The sequence below is a fragment of the Curtobacterium sp. MCLR17_059 genome (assembly GCF_003234665.1).
Lineage (GTDB): Bacteria > Actinomycetota > Actinomycetes > Actinomycetales > Microbacteriaceae > Curtobacterium > Curtobacterium flaccumfaciens.
This window is the reverse complement of record NZ_QKSU01000019.1, coordinates 1-18,397: the sequence shown is the minus strand read 5'-3', so window position 1 is coordinate 18,397 and position 18,397 is coordinate 1. Positions and strand designations below refer to the sequence as shown.

13 protein-coding genes are annotated in these 18,397 nt (G+C 70.7%); 5 read left to right on the top strand and 8 right to left on the bottom strand.

The genetic code is table 11. The features are described from left to right. Window positions 1–85 precede the first annotated feature (85 nt). From glgX to treZ, 3 genes are read left to right on the top strand one after another with little or no spacing between them, the layout of a single operon-like run. On the top strand, window positions 86–2,317 hold the full coding sequence (gene glgX / locus DEJ12_RS17405; protein WP_111031105.1) for a glycogen debranching protein GlgX: 2,232 nt from the start codon (window positions 86–88) through the stop codon (window positions 2,315–2,317). Further along, complete coding sequence (treY, locus tag DEJ12_RS17400; RefSeq protein WP_111031103.1) at window positions 2,314–4,815, top strand: malto-oligosyltrehalose synthase; 2,502 nt, start codon at window positions 2,314–2,316, stop codon at window positions 4,813–4,815. The genes glgX and treY overlap by 4 nt, the downstream gene beginning before the upstream one ends. After that, window positions 4,812–6,566, top strand: a complete 1,755-nt coding sequence (gene treZ / locus DEJ12_RS17395) for a malto-oligosyltrehalose trehalohydrolase (protein ID WP_111031101.1) — start codon at window positions 4,812–4,814, stop codon at window positions 6,564–6,566. The genes treY and treZ overlap by 4 nt, the downstream gene beginning before the upstream one ends. Before the next feature lie 69 nt (window positions 6,567–6,635). On the opposite strand, the gene DEJ12_RS17390 is transcribed toward treZ, so the two are convergent. From DEJ12_RS17390 to DEJ12_RS17355, 8 genes are all read right to left on the bottom strand, one after another. After that, window positions 6,636–7,430, bottom strand: coding sequence for a polyprenol monophosphomannose synthase (locus DEJ12_RS17390; RefSeq protein ID WP_111024970.1), 795 nt, complete (start codon window positions 7,428–7,430; stop codon window positions 6,636–6,638). Between the two features lie 45 nt (window positions 7,431–7,475). Then, on the bottom strand, window positions 7,476–8,183 hold the full coding sequence (locus DEJ12_RS17385; RefSeq protein WP_146245625.1) for a class F sortase: 708 nt from the start codon (window positions 8,181–8,183) through the stop codon (window positions 7,476–7,478). Continuing rightward, on the bottom strand, window positions 8,180–9,334 hold the full coding sequence (locus DEJ12_RS17380) for a glycosyl hydrolase family 8 (protein ID WP_146245624.1): 1,155 nt from the start codon (window positions 9,332–9,334) through the stop codon (window positions 8,180–8,182). Before DEJ12_RS17380 ends, DEJ12_RS17385 begins: the two co-directional genes overlap by 4 nt. A gap of 99 nt (window positions 9,335–9,433) precedes the next feature. Beyond that, window positions 9,434–10,258, bottom strand: a complete 825-nt coding sequence (locus tag DEJ12_RS17375; protein WP_111031095.1) for a DUF4397 domain-containing protein — start codon at window positions 10,256–10,258, stop codon at window positions 9,434–9,436. A 353-nt stretch (window positions 10,259–10,611) separates the two neighbouring features. Further along, entirely contained in the window at window positions 10,612–12,600 is a 1,989-nt protein-coding gene (locus DEJ12_RS17370) for a glycosyltransferase family 39 protein (RefSeq protein ID WP_111031093.1), read from the bottom strand. Beyond that, window positions 12,597–14,102 (bottom strand): glycosyltransferase, encoded by a 1,506-nt coding sequence (locus DEJ12_RS17365; RefSeq protein WP_111031091.1) that lies wholly within the window; start codon window positions 14,100–14,102, stop codon window positions 12,597–12,599. Before DEJ12_RS17365 ends, DEJ12_RS17370 begins: the two co-directional genes overlap by 4 nt. Continuing rightward, on the bottom strand, window positions 14,099–14,596 hold the full coding sequence (locus DEJ12_RS17360) for a GtrA family protein (RefSeq protein WP_258320816.1): 498 nt from the start codon (window positions 14,594–14,596) through the stop codon (window positions 14,099–14,101). The genes DEJ12_RS17365 and DEJ12_RS17360 overlap by 4 nt, the downstream gene beginning before the upstream one ends. A 217-nt stretch (window positions 14,597–14,813) precedes the next feature. After that, entirely contained in the window at window positions 14,814–15,818 is a 1,005-nt protein-coding gene (locus tag DEJ12_RS17355) for an aldo/keto reductase family protein (protein ID WP_071405490.1), read from the bottom strand. A gap of 359 nt (window positions 15,819–16,177) precedes the next feature. On the opposite strand from DEJ12_RS17355, the gene DEJ12_RS17870 reads away from it, so the two are divergent. Beyond that, window positions 16,178–17,110, top strand: a complete 933-nt coding sequence (locus DEJ12_RS17870; RefSeq protein WP_146245627.1) for a hypothetical protein — start codon at window positions 16,178–16,180, stop codon at window positions 17,108–17,110. Between the two features lie 109 nt (window positions 17,111–17,219). Then, window positions 17,220–17,780 (top strand): YceI family protein, encoded by a 561-nt coding sequence (locus DEJ12_RS17345; protein WP_027464630.1) that lies wholly within the window; start codon window positions 17,220–17,222, stop codon window positions 17,778–17,780. Window positions 17,781–18,397: the final 617 nt, after the last annotated feature.

Genomic DNA, 18,397 nt, shown 5'->3' with positions numbered 1-18,397 from the left:
CATCACGCATCCACAGCTGGGGCTTGTCTGCGGACGCGGACGAGCGCCGCCGATATGTTGGCCGCACCCACACCTGGAGGACCGTTTGCACACCTGGCCCGGAAACCCGTACCCGCTCGGGGCGACCTACGACGGGAGCGGCACGAACTTCGCGCTGTTCTCCGAGGTCGCCGAGCGCGTCGAACTCTGTCTGTTCGATTCCGACGGCAACGAAGAATGCGTCCGCCTGCTCGAGGTGGACGCCTACGTCTGGCACGCGTACCTCCCCAACATCGGCCCCGGGCAGGAGTACGGCTTCCGCGTGCACGGCCCGTACGACCCGGACTCCGGCGCGCGCTGCAACCCGTCGAAGCTCCTGCTCGACCCGTACGCCAAGGCGACGAGCGGCGAGATCGACTGGGACCAGTCGCTCTTCTCGTACACGTTCGGCGACCCGGACTCGACCAACGACGAGGACTCCGCGTCGCACATGATGAAGGGCGTCGTGATCAACCCCTTCTTCGACTGGCAGGGGGATCGCCCGCCGCGCACGCCGTACGGCGAGACCGTCATCTACGAAGCGCACGTCAAGGGGCTCACGGAGACCCACCCGGACGTGCCGGAAGAGCAGCGCGGCACCTACGCCGGCGTCGCCCACCCCGCGGTCATCGAGCACCTGCAGCGCCTCGGCATCACCACGCTCGAGCTCATGCCGGTGCACCAGTTCGTGAACGACTCCACCTTGCAGGACAAGGGGCTGTCGAACTACTGGGGCTACAACACCATCGGTTTCTTCGCGCCGCACTCGGCGTACTCGTCGTCGGGCGACCAGGGCCAGCAGGTCCAGGAGTTCAAGACGATGGTGCGCGAGCTGCACCGCGCCGGCATCGAGGTCGTCCTCGACGTCGTCTACAACCACACCGCCGAGGGCAACCACCTCGGCCCGACGCTGTCGTTCCGCGGCATCGACAACGCGGCCTACTACCGCCTGGTCGATGACGACAAGAAGTTCTACATGGACTACACGGGCACGGGGAACTCGCTCAACGTCGGGCACCCGCACTCGCTGCAGCTCATCCTCGACTCGCTCCGCTACTGGGTGACCGAGATGCACGTCGACGGGTTCCGCTTCGACCTCGCCTCGGCACTGGCCCGCGAGTTCTACGAGGTCGACCGGCTGTCGGCCTTCTTCGAACTGGTGCAGCAGGACCCGATCGTGTCGCAGGTCAAGCTGATCGCCGAGCCGTGGGACGTCGGCCCCGGTGGTTACCAGGTCGGCAACTTCCCGCCCCAGTGGTCCGAGTGGAACGGCAAGTACCGCGACACCGTCCGTGACTTCTGGCGCGGCGAATCGTCGACGCTCGGCGAGTTCGCCTCCCGGATCTCCGGCTCGGCCGACCTGTACGAGCACGACGGCCGCACGCCCAAGGCGAGCATCAACTTCATCACCGCGCACGACGGCTTCACGCTGTACGACCTGGTGGCCTACAACGAGAAGCACAACGAGGCCAACGGCGAGGACAACAACGACGGCGAGAGCCACAACCGGTCGTGGAACTCCGGCGCCGAGGGCCCGACCGACGACGAGTCCGTGAACGCCCTGCGGCTGCAGCGTCGCCGGAACTTCCTGGCGACCCTGCTCCTGAGCCAGGGTGTGCCGATGATCGCGCACGGCGACGAGCTCGGCCGGTCGCAGTCCGGCAACAACAACGTCTACGCGCAGGACTCCGAGCTCAGCTGGATCGACTGGGACAGCGCGGACGAAGACCTCATCCAGTTCACCGCCGACGTGGTGAAGCTGCGGCACGACCACCCCACGTTCCGCCGGACCCGGTACTTCAACGGCCGTCCGGTCCGTCGTGGCGAGGGCGAGCCACTGCCCGACGTGGTCTGGCTGACCCCCTCGGGCGAAGCGATGGACCCCGAGGACTGGGACTCCGGCTTCGGCAAGAGCGTCGGCATGTACCTGAACGGCGAGGGCATCCGCGGACGCGACGCCCGTGGTGAGCGCGTCACCGACGTCGGCTTCATCACGTACTTCAACGCCCACGACGACGTCGTGACGTTCACGCTCCCGCCCGAGGAGTACTCCCCCGGCTGGACCGTCCGGATCGACACCGCCGACCCCGGCGCCCGCGACGAGGTGCTCGACGCGGGCACCCCGCTCGACGTCCCCGCCCGGTCGATGATCGTGCTGCGTGCCGAGCCCGACCACGAGGTCACCAGCACCCCGGTCGACGCCGAGCAGGACGGCGCCCCCGCACCGGACGCCCCGCAGGACGCCGTCACCCCGGTGAACCCGGCCGGTTCCACCGCACCGAGCGGAACCGCCCGATGACCGCCGGAACGCCCGGCGCCGCGAACCGCGTCCCCGCGTCGACGTACCGGCTGCAGGTCTCGGCCGACTTCGACCTCGACGCTGCCCGCGACCTGGTCGACTACGTGCACGACCTCGGCGCCGACTGGCTGTACCTGTCGCCGGTGCTGCAGGCCGAGTCCGGGTCGAACCACGGCTACGACGTGGTCGACCACACGCGGGTCGACACCGACCGTGGTGGCGACCAGGCGATGCGGGCGTTGGCCGAGGCCGCGCACGCCGTCGGGCTCGGGGTCATCGTCGACGTGGTGCCGAACCACGTCGGCGTCGCGACCCCCGAGTCGAACCCGTGGTGGTGGTCCCTGCTCGAACTCGGGCAGGGCTCCCCCGTGGCGTGGGCCTTCGACGTGGACTGGGAGGCCGGCGACGGCAAGCTCCGGGTCCCCGTGCTCGACGACCGGCTGCTCGAGGCGATCACGCTCGACACGTCCGACGCCGAGCGTCCGGTGCTCCGCGTCGGCGAGACCGCCTACCCCACCGCACCCGGGACGGTGCACGACGGCGACACCGTCGAGACCGTCCACGACCGCCAGCACTACGCGTTCGTGCACTGGAAGCGTGCCGACCACGACCTGAACTACCGCCGGTTCTTCGCGGTGAACACCCTCGCGGCGATCCGGGTCGAGGAGCCCGAGGTCTTCGCGGCCTCGCACGGGGTCATCGGCGGCTGGTTCCGTGACGGACTCGTCGACGGACTGCGCATCGACCACCCGGACGGGCTGTACGACCCGGCGGGCTACCTGCAGGACCTGGCGGACCTGACCGGTGGGGCGTACACCCTCGTCGAGAAGATCCTCGAGCCCGGCGAGCAGCTGCCGAGCTCGTGGCCGGTCGACGGCACCACCGGCTACGACGCCCTCGGGGTGCTCGACCGCGTGTTCGTCGACCCCGCGGGCGAGCAGGCGCTGACCGCGGCGTCGGGCGCCGAGCCGACCGACTGGCAGCAGCTCACGCACGACACCCGACGGGGCATCGCGGACGGCATCCTCGGCAGCGAGGTCGAGCGGCTCGCACGCCTGCTCGCTCCGAGCGCCGCGACGGAGACGATCACGCACGAGCGGATCGTCGACGCGGTCGCCGAGATCGTGGCCTCGTTCGACGTGTACCGCACGTACCTGCCCGAGGGCGCCCACCACCTCATCACCGCGCTCGAGCGCGCCGCCGAGGCCCGCCCGGACCTCGACGACGTCATCGACCGGATCGCACCGGCACTCGTCGACCCGACGAACGCCGCGGCGGTCCGCCTGCAGCAGACCAGCGGCATGGTGATGGCGAAGGGCGTCGAGGACACGGCGTTCTACCGCACCTCGCGCCTGTCGTCCCTGAGCGAGGTCGGCGGCGACCCGAGCGTCTTCGCCGTCTCGGTGGCGGACTTCCACCGGGCGCAGCGCGAACGGCTCGGCAGCTGGCCGCACACCATGACGACGCTCACCACGCACGACACGAAGCGCAGCGAGGACACCCGCGCCCGCATCGCCGTGCTGGCCGAGCTCGGCGACGAGTGGGCCGCCGCGCTCGAGCGTCTGCAGTCGCTCGTGCCGTTGCAGGACCGCGTGTTCGCCGACCTGCTGTGGCAGGCGATCGTCGGCGCCCGGCCCGCCAGCCGGGAGCGTCTGCACGCCTACGCCGAGAAGGCCTCCCGCGAAGCCGGTGACAGCACAACCTGGACCGAGCCCGACGAGGCGTTCGAGCAGCAGATGCACGCGATCGTCGACGCCGCGTTCGACAACCCGGACGTGGTCGCCGTACTCGACGCCCTCGACGAGCAGATCGACGCCGCCGGGTGGTCGAACGGTCTCGCCCAGAAACTCGTCCAGCTCACCGCCCCGGGCGTCCCCGACGTCTACCAGGGCACCGAGTTCTGGGACCGCTCCCTCGTCGACCCCGACAACCGTCGTCCGGTCGACTACGCCGAGCGGCGCCACGTGCTCGCCGAGCTCGACGGCCCGGACGACGACGGCCCCGAGGACCTGCCGGCCATCGGCATCGACGGTGCCGCGAAGCTCCTGGTCACGACCCGTGCACTGCGCATCCGTCGGGACCACCCGGAGCTCTTCACCCGGTACCTGGCGCTCGAGGCCACCGGCAGCGCGGCCGACCACGTCATCGCGTTCGACCGCGGCGGTGCCGTGACGATCGCGGCGCGTCTGCCGATCGGCCTCGACCGGGTCGGCGGCTGGGGCGACACGCTGGTGCACGCCGTCCCCGTCGAGCGCGTCGACCTGCTCACCGGCCGACACGTCCCCGCCGACCGCGGGATCCCGCTGGCCGACCTGCTCACCACCTACCCGGTCGCGCTCCTCGTGCCCGCCGACGCGGTCGGTGCAGCCGGCCACGCCGACGCGGTGGCCGCCGTGTCCGACGCGAGCGGTGCCTCCCGGCCCGCCGCCGACCGCACGACGGACGCCACCGAGACCGACGCGCAGGCCGAGATCGACATCCTGGAGGGTCACGCATGACCGCACCCGACCGTTACGCCGTCTGGGCGCCCGAGCCGGAGCGGGTCCGGCTCGTCGTCGACGACGTCGAGTACCCGCTCACCAAGGGCGACGACGACTGGTGGTCCACCGACGCCGTGATGCCGGTCGTCGGCGCACGCTACGGGTTCCGCATCGGCGACGACGACGCGGTCCGACCGGACCCGCGCAGCCGGTACCAGCCCGAGGGCGTGCACGGCCCGTCCGAGGTCGTCGACCCCGCACGGTTCGCGTGGACCGACGAGTCGTGGACCGGACGTCCGGCCCGCGGCGCCGTGATCTACGAGATGCACATCGGCACCTACACGCCCGAGGGCACGCTCGACGCAGCCGCCCAGAAGCTGGACCACCTGGTCGAGCTCGGGGTCGAGTTCGTCGAGCTGCTCCCCGTCAACGCCGTGAACGGCGAGTGGAACTGGGGCTACGACGGGGTCGGCTGGTTCTCCGTGCACGCCCCGTACGGCGGCCCGGACGCCTACGACCGGTTCGTCGACACGGCGCACGCGCTGGGGCTCGGGGTCATCCAGGACGTCGTCTACAACCACCTCGGACCGAGCGGCAACTACCTGCCGCTGTACGGCCCGTACCTGCTGGCCGGGCTCGGCAACACGTGGGGTGACTCGGTGAACGTCGAGCACCCCGAGGTCCGCCGGTACGTGCTCGACAACGTGCGCATGTGGTTCCGCGACCACCACGTCGACGGGCTCCGGCTCGACGCCGTGCACGCGATCCGCGACACCACCCGTCCGCACGTGCTGGCGTCGATGGCCGACGAGACCGACGCCTACTCGTCCTTCATCGGTCGTCCGCTGTCGCTCATCGCGGAGTCCGATCTCAACGACCCGGTGATGTTCCGGCCGCGCGAAGCCGCCGGGTACGGCCTCGCCGGGCAGTGGTCGGACGACTTCCACCACGCCGTGCACGTGGCGCTCACCGGCGAGACGAACGGCTACTACGCCGACTTCGCTCCGCTGTCGGCGCTGGCGAAGGTGCTCGAGGACGGCTTCTTCCACGACGGCACCTGGTCGTCGTTCCGCGGCAAGCGGCACGGCCGGCCGATCGACCGCGGGACCTCCCCCGTGACGGCCCTGGTCGTCGCGAACCAGAACCACGACCAGATCGGCAACCGCGCCGCCGGCGACCGGCTCGCCGCGACGCTCGACGACGAGGGGCTCGTGATCGCCGCGGCCCTGACGCTGCTCGGGCCGTTCACGCCGATGCTGTTCATGGGCGAGGAGTTCGCGGCCTCGACGCCGTGGCAGTTCTTCACCTCGCACCCGGAGCCCGAGCTCGGCAAGGCCACCGCAGAAGGGCGCATCGCCGAGTTCGCCGAGCACGGGTGGGACGAGTCAGCGGTGCCGGACCCGCAGGACCCGACGACGTTCACCAACTCCAAGCTCGACTGGGCCGACGTCAGCTCGGAGCGCGGCGCGGCGATCCTGCGTGCCTACCGGGTGCTCATCGCCCTGCGGCGCACCGACCAGGCGTTCGTCGACCACCGCTACGAGGCGAACGCCGTCCGCTTCAGCGAGGACCGCCGCTGGCTGGTGCTCACCCGCGGGCTGCTCGGCCCCGACGTGGCACCGGTGCACGTCGTGGTGAACTTCGCGGACGACGCAGCCGAGGTCCCGGTGCCCGACGCCGTGGGCGAGGAGCTCTACGGCTTCGGCGCGACCGAGGTCGATGCCGGCGTCGTCCGGTTCCGCGGCCGCGGCGTGGTCGTGCTGCGCTAGCCACCCGTGGGCTGAACGCACGAACGGCGACGAACCCCCGGGTCCGTCGCCGTTCGTGCGTTCGCGGTCTCAGCCCGCGTGGTCGGCGACCGCGTGTGCGTTCTTCCGCACGGACGGCAGCTTGCGGTGGTCCTTCACCAGGGAGCGGGTCTCGCGGATCCGGCGGTCGATGCCCCACTTCGTCACGAGTGCCAGGCTCTCGCGCACGATGTTGCCGCTCATCTTCGAGACGCCGAACTCCCGCTCGGTGAACGTGATCGGGGTCTCCACGACCCGCAGACCCGCCTCGAGGGCGCGCCAGCACAGGTCCACCTGGAAGCAGTACCCCTTCGACGCCACACCGGCGAGGTCGATCCGCTCGAACGCCCGCGACGTGAAGACCCGGAACCCGCCGGTGGCGTCGCGCACCGCGATGCCCAGGGCGAGACGCGTGTACAGGTTGCCCCCGCGGGAGAGCAGGAGGCGGTACCAGGGCCAGTTCTCGACCTTGCCGCCCTTGATCCACCGGGAGCCGAGCACCAGGTCGTTCGAGTCGGCGAGCTCGAGCATCCAGGGCAGGTACTCGGGGTGGTGGGAGCCGTCGGCGTCCATCTCGACGAGCTTGGCGTAGCCGTGTTCCAGGCCCCACGCGAAGCCGGACAGGTACGCGCCGCCCAGGCCGTCCTTGACGGTGCGGTGCATGACGTGCACCCGACCGGTCTCGCGGGCGATCGCGTCCGCGATGTCGCCGGTGCCGTCGGGTGAGTTGTCGTCGACGACGAGCACGTGCACGGAGTCGTCGGTCGCGGCCAACGTGCGCTCGACGATCGGCCGGACGTTCTCGGCTTCGTCGTAGGTCGGGATGATGACCAGGGTCTCGCTCATGGTGCTCCTCGTGCTCGCAGTCGAATGTATCGCTGGCTTGGTGGGTCAATCCGACGAGAGGTCTGCGAACACGATCAGATTGTCCGTGTAGTGCCCGGTGGCGGTGTCGAACGTGCCGTCGCAGGTGATGAGTCGGAGTTGCGGGGTGGGGGTGGGGCCGTAGACGTCGCTCGTCGGGAACGCCGACTTGGCGGCGCGTTCGGAACGGTCGACGGTGAAGGTGCGGGTGGTGCCGTCGGACATCCGGACGTGGACCTCGTCGCCGGCGACCAGTTCGTCGAGCCGGAAGAACACCGCGGCGCTCGTCGGGCTGTCGACGTGACCGGCGATGACGGCGGGGCCGACCTCGCCGGGGACGATCCCGTCGCTGAACCAGCCCGCGCTGTCCCAGTCGACGGGCGGGTCGAGTTCTCCGGCAGCACCGCGGTGCAGGTCCTCGAGCGAGGACCGCACGCCGATGGCCGGGATCGACACGCTGACCGGGGTGGCCGTCGAGCGGGCCTCGGGTGCGGCCGGGTCCTGGAACCCGTCGGTGCCGGAGCCCGAGGACGAAGAAGAGGACGAGGACGACGACGACTTCGACGGAGACGACGAGGACTGCGGCGGGGACGACGACGCGCCACCGCCGACGGTCGACGCGACCGCCACCCCGGCCACGCCCCCGACCACCACGACGGCGGCGACCACGGCACCGATCACCACGCCTCGGCGCCGGACGGCCGAGACGCGCCCGGCGCTCCGACGGCCGCTCACGAGCCGCCTCCCACGTCGCTGGCGCATCCCCCGAGCACGTCGGAGGTCAGCATGGTCGAACCGATGGCCAACCAGGCGTCTCCGTAGTAGGTCGGTGTGGTCGCCGCCGTCCGGTCGGCCCGCTCGAGGTCGGCGGCAGCCGCACGGGAGGAACCGGCAGCCTCCTCGGCCGCGGCCCGCGCGGTGTAGGCCAGCGCGTTCGTGTCCTGCGTCACCGGGGTGCCGCCGAGGTCGAGCTGCGAGGCGAGCCGCGTCGTCCGTCCGAGCGTTGGCGCGAGCGCCGCCGCGAGCTGCCGGTCGGACGCCGAACACGCCTCGGCGTACCGGAGCGGCGTCCGCATCGCGTCGTAGCCGTAGAGCACGCGCCCGTCGCCACCGACGGCCGGCATCGGGTCCACCGATCCGTCGGCGTGCACCTGGGACCAGTCGCTGGGCAGGTCGGTGGCGTCCAGCACGGCGGCCGTCACGGCGCGGGAACCCCGGTTCAGCGCGTTCCAGCGGTCGTCCCCGGTGGCGTCCGCCAGCACCGAGAAGGCCGCGGGCGACGCGTACGACGTGTTGTAGCTGTAGGGCTCCTGATCCGCCCACGGTCCGGGCAGGAGGATCGTGCCGAGGTCCGTCCGGGCCGTCTCGTGCTGGAGGATCGCCGCCGCGATGCGCTTGCCCGCGGCGGTGTACCGGTCGTCGTCCCAGGCCTTCCCCGCGAGCACGAGCGCCCGGGCTGCGTCGAGGTCGGCGTCGCTCGCGGACTGCTCGTCGGCGACGCCCTCGTCGGACGTCCACCGCCACGCCAGCAGGTCGTCACCGGTGAGCAGGTGGTCCTTCGTCCACTCCCAGATCGCGTCGAAGCGCGCACGGTCGTCGTTCGCGTAGGCGATGAGCAAGCCGTACGCCTGCCCCTCGCTGACGGTGTCACCGCCCTGGTCGGTGCGGACGACGCGACCGCCCTCGACGTAGCGGTCCAGGAACGCCGACCGCAGCTGCTGCGGTGAACGCGCCCCGTCGGGCGCGGTGGTCGAGGTCGGGGTCGCCGTGCCGCGAGCGGCGGTCGTGGTGCTCGACGACCAGGGGCGGACGGCGACGATCGCGACGACGACGGCGACGAGCACCGCCGCCACTGCGACGACCGGTATCCAGGTCCTGCGGGTCATGCTGGCCTGCCTCTCCGGGGATGGTGGGGGGGGTCGGAGGGGAGGCGCGGATCACGTGGGCCGTTCAGCGCACGTGATCCGCGCCTCCAGTCCGGGGCGTCAGCGGAACAGCGACCGGAGCATCGCGACGGCCGCGTGGACCGCCTCGGTCACCGGTCGGTCGGCGGCTGCGCCGCCACCGCCGGTCTGCACACCGCCGGACGGGGCGGCGGCGGTCGCCGCGGCATCCGTCACGGGCACGACCGTCAGGTTGCCCTTGCTGTCGTCGAGGACGAACAGGGTCGAGACCGTGTTGCCGGCGAGGTCGACCTTGGCGGTGCCCCGCTGGCCGCTGCCGGAGACGTCGAGCGACCACTTGCCGGCGTCGACCGTTGCGTACTTGGTGGCGCTGCCGAAGGTGGCGTCCTCGGCGATGGGGGTGCCGTCGGAGGTCTGCACGTCGACGCGCTTCGCGGTGGTGGCGGCCTGGACGAGCCGGAGCTTCGCCTTGCCGTCGCCGGGCTGCTGCAGGTCGTCGGTGAACGCGGTCGTCTTCAGCCCGTCGTTCTTGCCGTAGGCGACGACGGTGCTGGCGTCGCCCTTCTGCACGGTGACGTCGGTGGAGATGACGGGGGTGGAACGCGGGGCGTCGGCGGCGCGCATCGACAGGACGTAGGTGCCGACCGGCAGCTTCTCGTACGGGCTGACCTGGCCGTAGGTGACGTCGTCGAGTTCGAAGACGGTCTTGCCCCCGGCGAGGCTGGACAGTTCGACGTCGACGCCCTTCGTGTCCGGCGACAGGTGTCCGACGCGGAGCCAGCCCTGGTCGGCCGTCGCGGCGGAGGCGGTCTGCGGGGCGGCGAGCCCGACCGTCGCGGCGACGAGTGTGGCGGCGAGCGCTCCGACGACGACGGTGCGGCGGCGGTTCGTGGTGCGTGCGGTCATGATGGTGCTCCTTCGGGTCGAGGTGCGGTTGGCGTGCGGGTGTCGTGTCGAGGTGCGTGTCGTGCGGGTCGTGCGGTTCGTGTGGGCCGTGCGGGCCGTGCGGGCCCCCGGACGAGCGGGCGAAATACCGGGGTCCACGCCGGAGCCCTCCGGGCATTTCGCCCGCTCGGCCAGCGGGCGCTCCGCCCCGACGTGTTCGCGGAGAACGGTTCCGCGGCCGCCCCGGCGAGCGGGCGAAATGCCAGGGTCCACGCCGGAGCCCTCCGGGCATTTCGCCCGCTCGCGGAACGCCCGCTCGGAGATTGCCCGCTCGCGGGACGCCAGCTCGGCCAGCTCCCGCTCGGCCGAGCTGGTCACGAGGCGCTCGTCGCGGTCGTCGTCGGGTCGGCCGGGGCGTACGTGACGGTGAGCCGTGCTCCCTCGCGCTCCACCGAGTCCGGCCGGAACGCCTGGGACATGGCGTCGAAGGTCCGGAGGACCCGGGCGGCCGAGGCGTCGTCGCTCGTGTGCAGGACGACGGTGCGGAACGGCTGGCCGGTCTCCCCGGTGCGCGGGGTGAACCGGTCGACCCGCACGTCCTGGTCGGCGAGCACCTGTCCGAGCGCGATCATCGCCCGCGAGTCGACCTGTCCGGCGCGGAACTGCGACTTCGTGCCGTCGTCCGCACGCAGGGCCGGGTTCGAGGCGAGCTCGGTCCCCAGGGTCTTCCGGACGTCGGTGGCCCGGGTGATCGCGGTCTCGGCGGCACTGGCTCCCTCGGCGTGGATCCGGCGGACCTCGACCTGCTGGTCACCGGTGCCGAAGGTCGCGACGGCCGTGGAGTTCTCGATCGCCTGGCGCACGTCGGTGGACGAGTTGCCGCCCGTGCGCATGGAGTCCGTCGTGATGACGTAGTCCGAGTCCTTCCAGCCGTTCGGGGACTGCCGTTCCACCGCTCCGTCGGTGTCGAGCTTGTAGTACCAGACGACGTTGTTCCGGGCGAAGCCGTCGTCCACCAGGTCGACCCACATGGCGTCGTCGACCAGCAGACGCGAGGACTTCGGCACGTTGTCGCCCACCCACTGCTCGGCCTGCTGCATGGGCAGGTCGAGGTTGCCGAGCAGGAACCCGCGCAGCTGGGTCCCCCACAGCGGCACCGCGACGACGAGCGCCGCAGCCGTGACGACGGCCCAGGTGATGCCGAGGCCGCGCCGTGCCCTCGGGCCGAACCGGCTCCGGGTGTGGACCCGACCGGCGATCGTCAGGACGGCACGCTCGGCGGTGTACGCGACGAGGAGCGCCGCGAACGGGATGAGCATGATGACGTACGGCACCGGCAGGTACCCGTTCGGCCGGAACATCACCGCGAGCAGGAACACGAGCATCGCGGCGACCGGTCGGACCCGGCGCAGGAACAGCCCCACGACTGCGGCGACCGAGCCGAGCACGATGAACACCGGGTCGAGTGCCCACCACTGCGCGGCGGCCTCGTTCGCCAGGCTGCCCCCGTCGAACACCGATCCGGAAGCGGTCCGCGAACCGAGCTGGTAGGTGACGCCCTCCCACAGGCTGACCCGCCCGGCACCCGGAACGAGTTCGCCCTTCACCGCGGCGAGCAGCAGGTACCCGCCGCCGATCAGCACGAGCACGGCCCCGGCGACGCTGAGCGTGTACCGGCGGGTGCTCTTGTCGGCGCGACGCACGGCCATCCAGATGAGGAACGGCAGCGCGAGCAGGTAGGTCTCCTTGGACAGCACGGCGATGCCGAGGCAGGCAGCGGCACCGGCGAACCCGGCGAGCTGCTGGCGACGGCTCAGCACGAGGACGAACGCGGCGAGCAGCCAGGGCGTCGCGACGTTGTCGATGTACACGGTGCGGTGGTACTGCAGCGCGAGCGGTGACAGCGCGAAGACGAGTCCGGCCACGGCCGCCGTGATCCGTCCGGCACCGAGCCGCCGGGCCAGGACGAACAGCAGGATGCTCGAGACGGCGGAGAAGAACACCATGGCCTCGCGCCCGGCCTCCACCGCGAAGGGGTACCGCGCGAACGCCCCGGTCAGCCCGGTGTACCCGGCGATCTGGATCCATCCGAGCGGCGGGTGGTCGTACCAGTACGTGTAGTGGGTGAGCTCGCCGAGGTTCGTGATCGCCCACGCCTGGGCGGTGTACGTCCCCTCGTCGTCGATGCGCTGCGGTGTGCCCGACATGTTCCAGGCCTGGACGAGCACGGTCACCGCGACGACGGGCAGCAACCACGTCAGGCTGGCTGCGTGCCGGCGGAACCACGCCCCGATGCCGGTGCGGTGGGCGGTGGAGCCACCACGGATCGGGATGCCCGTGGTGTCGGTGATGCTGGCGGTCATCGGGTGCCTCCCGTGGTGGTGCCGGCGAACGCACGATCGGACGACGCTGCGCCCGCGGACGACGCTGCGCCCGATCCGGCGAGGTCCGAGGCGAAGCCGACCACCTGTCCGTTGCGGTGCTGGCCGGTGTGCTCGGTCTTCTCCCACCCGTTCTGGCCCTTGGCGTGCCGGACGACTGCCCGGACCGCCGCTGCGGCGAGGAACACCTGGTACGGCACCAGGCCGAGCACGAGCCGCACGTAGTCGCGGAGCCGGACCTTCTCGCCGTACAGGCGGCCGAACTCGTTCAGCCCGACGATCTCGACGGCCAGCAGCATCAGCGTCGGTGCGACCGGGATGAACGACACCAGGGCGATCGCCGTCGGCACCTTGACGAACAGGATCATCAGGACGCTCAGCGGGATGAGCAGCCCGGTGGCCGCCTGGATGAACGGCATCGTGAGCATGTAGCGGGCGAAGAACCGCTGCCGGAAGGACGGCAGCTTCTTCCACTCCCCCTTGCCCAGCACCTGCAGGAAGCCCTGGTTCCACCGCGTGCGCTGCTTGAGCAGCGAGGCGAAGGTCGGCGGGGTCTCCTCGCGGGTGACGGCCTCGGGGCTGTAGGCGACGACGACCTTCGCGCCGTCGGCGGAGAGCCGCACGCCGAGCTCGCAGTCCTCGGCGAGGCAGTGCGCGTCCCAGCCGTTCGACCACTCCAGGCGGGAGCGCGTCACGAAGACGGTGTTGCCCCCGAGCGGGATGAACTTGGACCCGGCGTGGAAGTGCAGGCGCGAGCGGAACCAGAAGTAGTACTCCAGGACGTTCCGGAGCGACCACCAGCTCGACGTGAAGTTCATCAGCTGGACGCCGCCCTGCACCACGTCGGCGTCGGTCTCCTGGAACCGCGAGTCGACGAGGGAGAGCAGCCGCGGGTAGACCTCGTCCTCGGCGTCGAACACCCCGACGATGTCGCCCGTCGCGTGCTGGAGCGCCAGGTTCATCGCCTTCGGCTTGTTCTTCGGCAGGGTGTCGTCCACCACGACCTTGATCAGGGAGGGGTGCCGAGCCGCCGCAGCACGCACGACGGCGTCGGTCTCCGGGTCGTCCTCCCCGACGATCGCGATGATCTCGAAGTCGGGGTGGTCCTGGGTCGCGAGCATGTCGAGTGTCTGCCCCATCACGTCCTGCTCGTGCCGACCGGGCACCAGGAGCGTGAACCGGTGCGCCGCCGGGCGCGGGGTCTGGCTGAAGCTGGTGGACTTGAGCGCGTCCCGGGAGCGCCAGGCGTGCAGCATCCACCAGAGGGTGGTCAACGCGATGATCGTGAGCAGCACGGAGAGGGCGATGAGGGTCGAGTAGCCGAGCCACTCGCCCAGCGACCAGGTGGCCTGTGGGAGCTGCCCCGGGCCTCCCGTCGGCACGTCCGTGGTCCCGCGGTTCGGGACGTCCCCGGTCGTGCCGGGGCGTTCGTCGGGCTGGAGCAGCGGCCCTGCGGCCGTCAGCAACACGGCTGAGATGGTCATTCGGGGAACCCCTTCGGACGTGTGTCGGTGGACCGGAAGACGAGGGCCTTGTACGCGGCGAACCGGAACGCGGTGCCGAGGACGAGGCCGACGCCGTTGCCGGCGACGTTGTCGGCGAGGGTGGACGTGAAGCCGAGGACGTAGTGCGAGACGAACAGGCAGGCAGCGGCGATGCCGAGACCGACGAGGTTCGTGGCAGCGAAGAGCAACCCCTCGCGGACGGTCTCGCGGCGGCCGGTCTGGCGCTGGGAACGGAAGGTGATGAAGCGGTTGCCGAGCCACGCGACCGAGGTCGCCACGATGGCCGACACGATCTTCGCGGCGATGGGACCGTCCGACATGACGGTGGCGCGGAGCAGGTTGTAGACACCCAGGTCGATGACGAAGCAGACGGCACCGATGGTGCCGAACGACGCGAGTTGCCTCGCGGTGGCGAGCAGGCGCGGGACCGTGCCAGGGCGCACGGTCCGCACCGCACCGGTGTCGGGTGACACCAGAACGGGGGTACGAGTTCGGGTCATGCCCCCGATTCGGGGGGCGTGGCTGGGTGGTTTGGGCGGGGTACGCGACTTGCCAGGGCTCTGCCAGATGCGCGACACATGCCGTTCATCTTGACGATCCGTCAGCTGCGGTGGTCAGGGGCGCACGGACGACGGACGGGAGGCCCGGTGCCAGCTGGCACCGGGCCTCCCGTCCGTCGGTCGGTTGCGTCTACGCGGGGCGCGACGACGGGGACACGTTCTTCGACGCGTCCCGTTCCGGGATGTCGCCGAGTGCCTCGTCGATCGCCGCGAGGGCGTCCGCGTCGAGCTTGACGCCGGCGGCCTTCACGTTGTCGGTGACCTGCTGCGGACGCGAGGCACCGACGATGGCGCTCGCGACGTTCTCGTTCTGCAGGGTCCACGCGATCGCGAGCTGCGCGAGCGTGAGGCCGGCCTGGTCGGCGACGGGCTGCAGGCGCTGCACGGCTTCGAGGACCTCGTCGCGCATGAACCGCTTGATCATGTCCGCGCCGCCCTTCTCGTCCGTGGCTCGCGAACCCTCGGGCAGGGGCTGACCCGGCTTGTACTTGCCGGTCAGGACGCCCTGCGCGATGGGCGACCAGACGATCTGCGACAGGCCGAGCTGCTTCGAAGCGGGGACGACCTCGCCCTCGATGACCCGCCACAGCATCGAGTACTGCGGCTGGTTCGAGATGAGCTGGAAGCCGAGCTCCTTGGCGAGTGCGGCACCGGCGCGGATCTGCTCGGCGGACCACTCGCTGACGCCGATGTAGAGCGCCTTGCCCTGACGGACGACGTCGGCGAAGGCCTGCATCGTCTCTTCGAGGGGGGTCTCGTAGTCGTAGCGGTGTGCCTGGTAGAGGTCGACGTAGTCGGTCTGCAGTCGCTCGAGCGAGCCGTCGATCGACTCCATGATGTGCTTGCGGCTGAGGCCGACGTCGTTGTGCCCCTTCGGGCCGGTCGGCCAGTAGACCTTCGTGAAGACCTCGAGGGACTGGCGCCGCTCGCCCTTGAGCGCCTCGCCGAGGACGGTCTCGGCGGCGGTGTTGGCGTAGGTGTCCGCGGTGTCGAACGTGGTGATGCCGGCGTCGAGCGCTGCCCGCACGCACTGGGTGGCGACGTCGTTCTCGACCTGCGAGCCGTGCGTCAGCCAGTTGCCGTAGGTGATCTCGGAGATCTTGAGTCCGGAGTTGCCCAGGTACCTGAATTCCATGGTCCCGACGCTACTGGAGTGAGCGCGCACGTGAGGGGTCCCGCGAGTGCCTGTCGGGGTGGGTGGGGGTGTGGGTGGGGGCCGGATCCGCGAGCGGGCGAAATGCCACAGTGCTCTTGCCAGCCCACTCATACCTTTCGCCCGCTCGCCTGGATGACCCCGGGCTGCGACCTCCGCGCTCCCTGCCGTCGCCTCCACCCCGCGAACGGGCGAAAGACCGCGGTGCGGTCGGCGGCGGGCGCGGTGTTTCGCCCGCTCGCGGGGGCAACCGTCCCTCCACAGTGGCGAGAGCGACCCAGCCGTCCACAGAGGAGGCCCGACTCCCGTCCTCGGGGTCGGCTCGCCGTCACGCTGTGGAGATGACCGCAAGACGCCGACTCCCGATGGCACTCCGCGACGCTTCGTTCCGGGTACGGGATGCGCTGCACAGAGGCGTTTCGCGTGGCCGACTCGACGCTCGAGGTCTCGTCCGCCCGTTCCACGGCGTCCGATCAGCGTTCCCACCGGAGTCCGTGGATGAACGCGCAAGGGCGCTCGCTCCTCGACTCCGCCCCGATCAGGTCTTCAGTCACGTCACTGCGGCAGCGATCATCGGCGTCCCGCTCCCCCGCCGTCTCGAACGCGATCAGCGGTTGCACGTCACGACGATCGGGACCGACCAAGCGCTCCGGGTCCGCGGCACGGTCGGCCACCGAGCCCGGTACGGATCAGTCCGCGCGACGATCGCACGAGGAGTGCCACTGACCACTCCGGCCGACACGTTCGTCGCACTGGGCTCGATGCTGACGCTCGACGAACTCATCGTCGCGGGCGATGCGCTCGTGGGGTGGCTCGGCTGGGCGACGCTCGAAGAACTCGCCCAGGCCGTCCGACGACGACGGGGCATCCGCGGGATCGTGAAACTCCGCCTCGCGCTCGATGAGATCCGGAGGGGATCTCGGTCTCCCGGAGAGACCCGGACGCGGCTGGCACTCGTCCGCTGCGGACTCCCGGAACCGGCGCTCAACCACGATGTCGTCGTCGACGGGCAGTGGATCGCATGTGTGGACCTCGCCTACCCCGATGCCAGGGTTGCGATCGAGTACGAGAGTGATCTGCACCGCACTGATCCAGCCACCTTCCGGAAGGACCTGACGCGCGGGGAGCACCTCAAGGACGTCGACTGGTGGCTCGTCAGAGCAACAGCAGAGGACGTCGCGCATGGTGTCGACCGTTTCGTGCACCGCATCCGTCGGCTGCTCGAGGTCGGCGCCAGAGGTGCTCACGACGCGCGGTTTGCGACACTTGGGTGAACAATGGTTGACGCTTCAACCAAAACGGTGCACACTGTCGTAGTATCAACTCGATGCAGGCGCATGGAACGCGTCGCACCGCAGACTCTCGTTCGGAAGAAGGACCACCATGACGCTCACCGCTGACACCGTTCCCGGCTACAAGACCGGCACCTGGAAGATCGACCCGACCCACTCCGAGGTCACCTTCTCGGTCCGCCACCTCGCCATCAGCAAGGTCAAGGGCAAGTTCGAGACGTTCGACGCCACCGTCGTCACCGCCGAGAACCCGCTCGAGTCGACCGTCGAGGCCAACATCGACGTCGCGTCGATCAACACCGGCCAGGAGCAGCGCGACCAGCACCTCAAGACGAGCGACTTCTTCCTCACCGAGGAGCACCCGCAGCTGACCTTCCGCTCGACGAGCATCGAGGCGAAGGGCGACGACCTGCACATTGCGGGCGACCTGACCCTGCGCGGCGTCACCAAGCCGGTCGTCCTCAAGGCCGAGCTCGGTGGCTTCACCACGGACGGCTACGGCCAGGTCAAGTTCGGTGCCGAGGCGACCACGAAGATCGACCGCACCGAGTTCGGTGTGAACTGGAACGCGGCGCTCGAGGCCGGTGGCTTCACGCTCGGCAACGACGTCACGATCAACCTCGACGTCCAGTTCGTCCTCCAGGCGGCCTGAGCCACCTCTGACTCAACGCCCGACTGAGGGCACCGAGCAGCACTCCCCGAACCCGAGAAGAACGCCCCGACTCCGCACGGAGTCGGGGCGTTCTTCGTTGTCGGCACCGCTCCCCCGACCACGAGCGGGCGAAATACCTTGGCCCTTCGTCCTGTCTCGTCAGGCATTCCGCCCGCTCGCCGATGCCGGGCACCGAAGTCGACGTCGATCCCCGCAATCACGCCCACGCCGGCGCCCGTGAGCACGCCCACGCCCACGCTCACGCTCACGCTCACGCTCACGCTCACGCTCACGCTCACGCTCACGCTCACGCTCACGAGCGGGCGAAACACCACGCCGATCTCCGTAGCACGCCGGACATTTCGCCCGCTCGCGCAAGGACCCGGGCGGGAGGAGCGAGCGATCCCGGCCGAGATCGGGAGCGCGGCCGAGCGGGCGGAATGCCCGGGACACGGCGGGGACGAAGTGCGGTATTTCGCCCGCTCGCGCGAGGGGGCCCGGGCAGCGGGCAGGGCAGCCAGCGGGCACGAGCGCACGAGCGCCCGAGCGCCCGGGCGCCGGACGAGCGACCGAGCGGACGGGCACCACCCGGCCCCCGCCCCGCCCCGGCCCCCGCC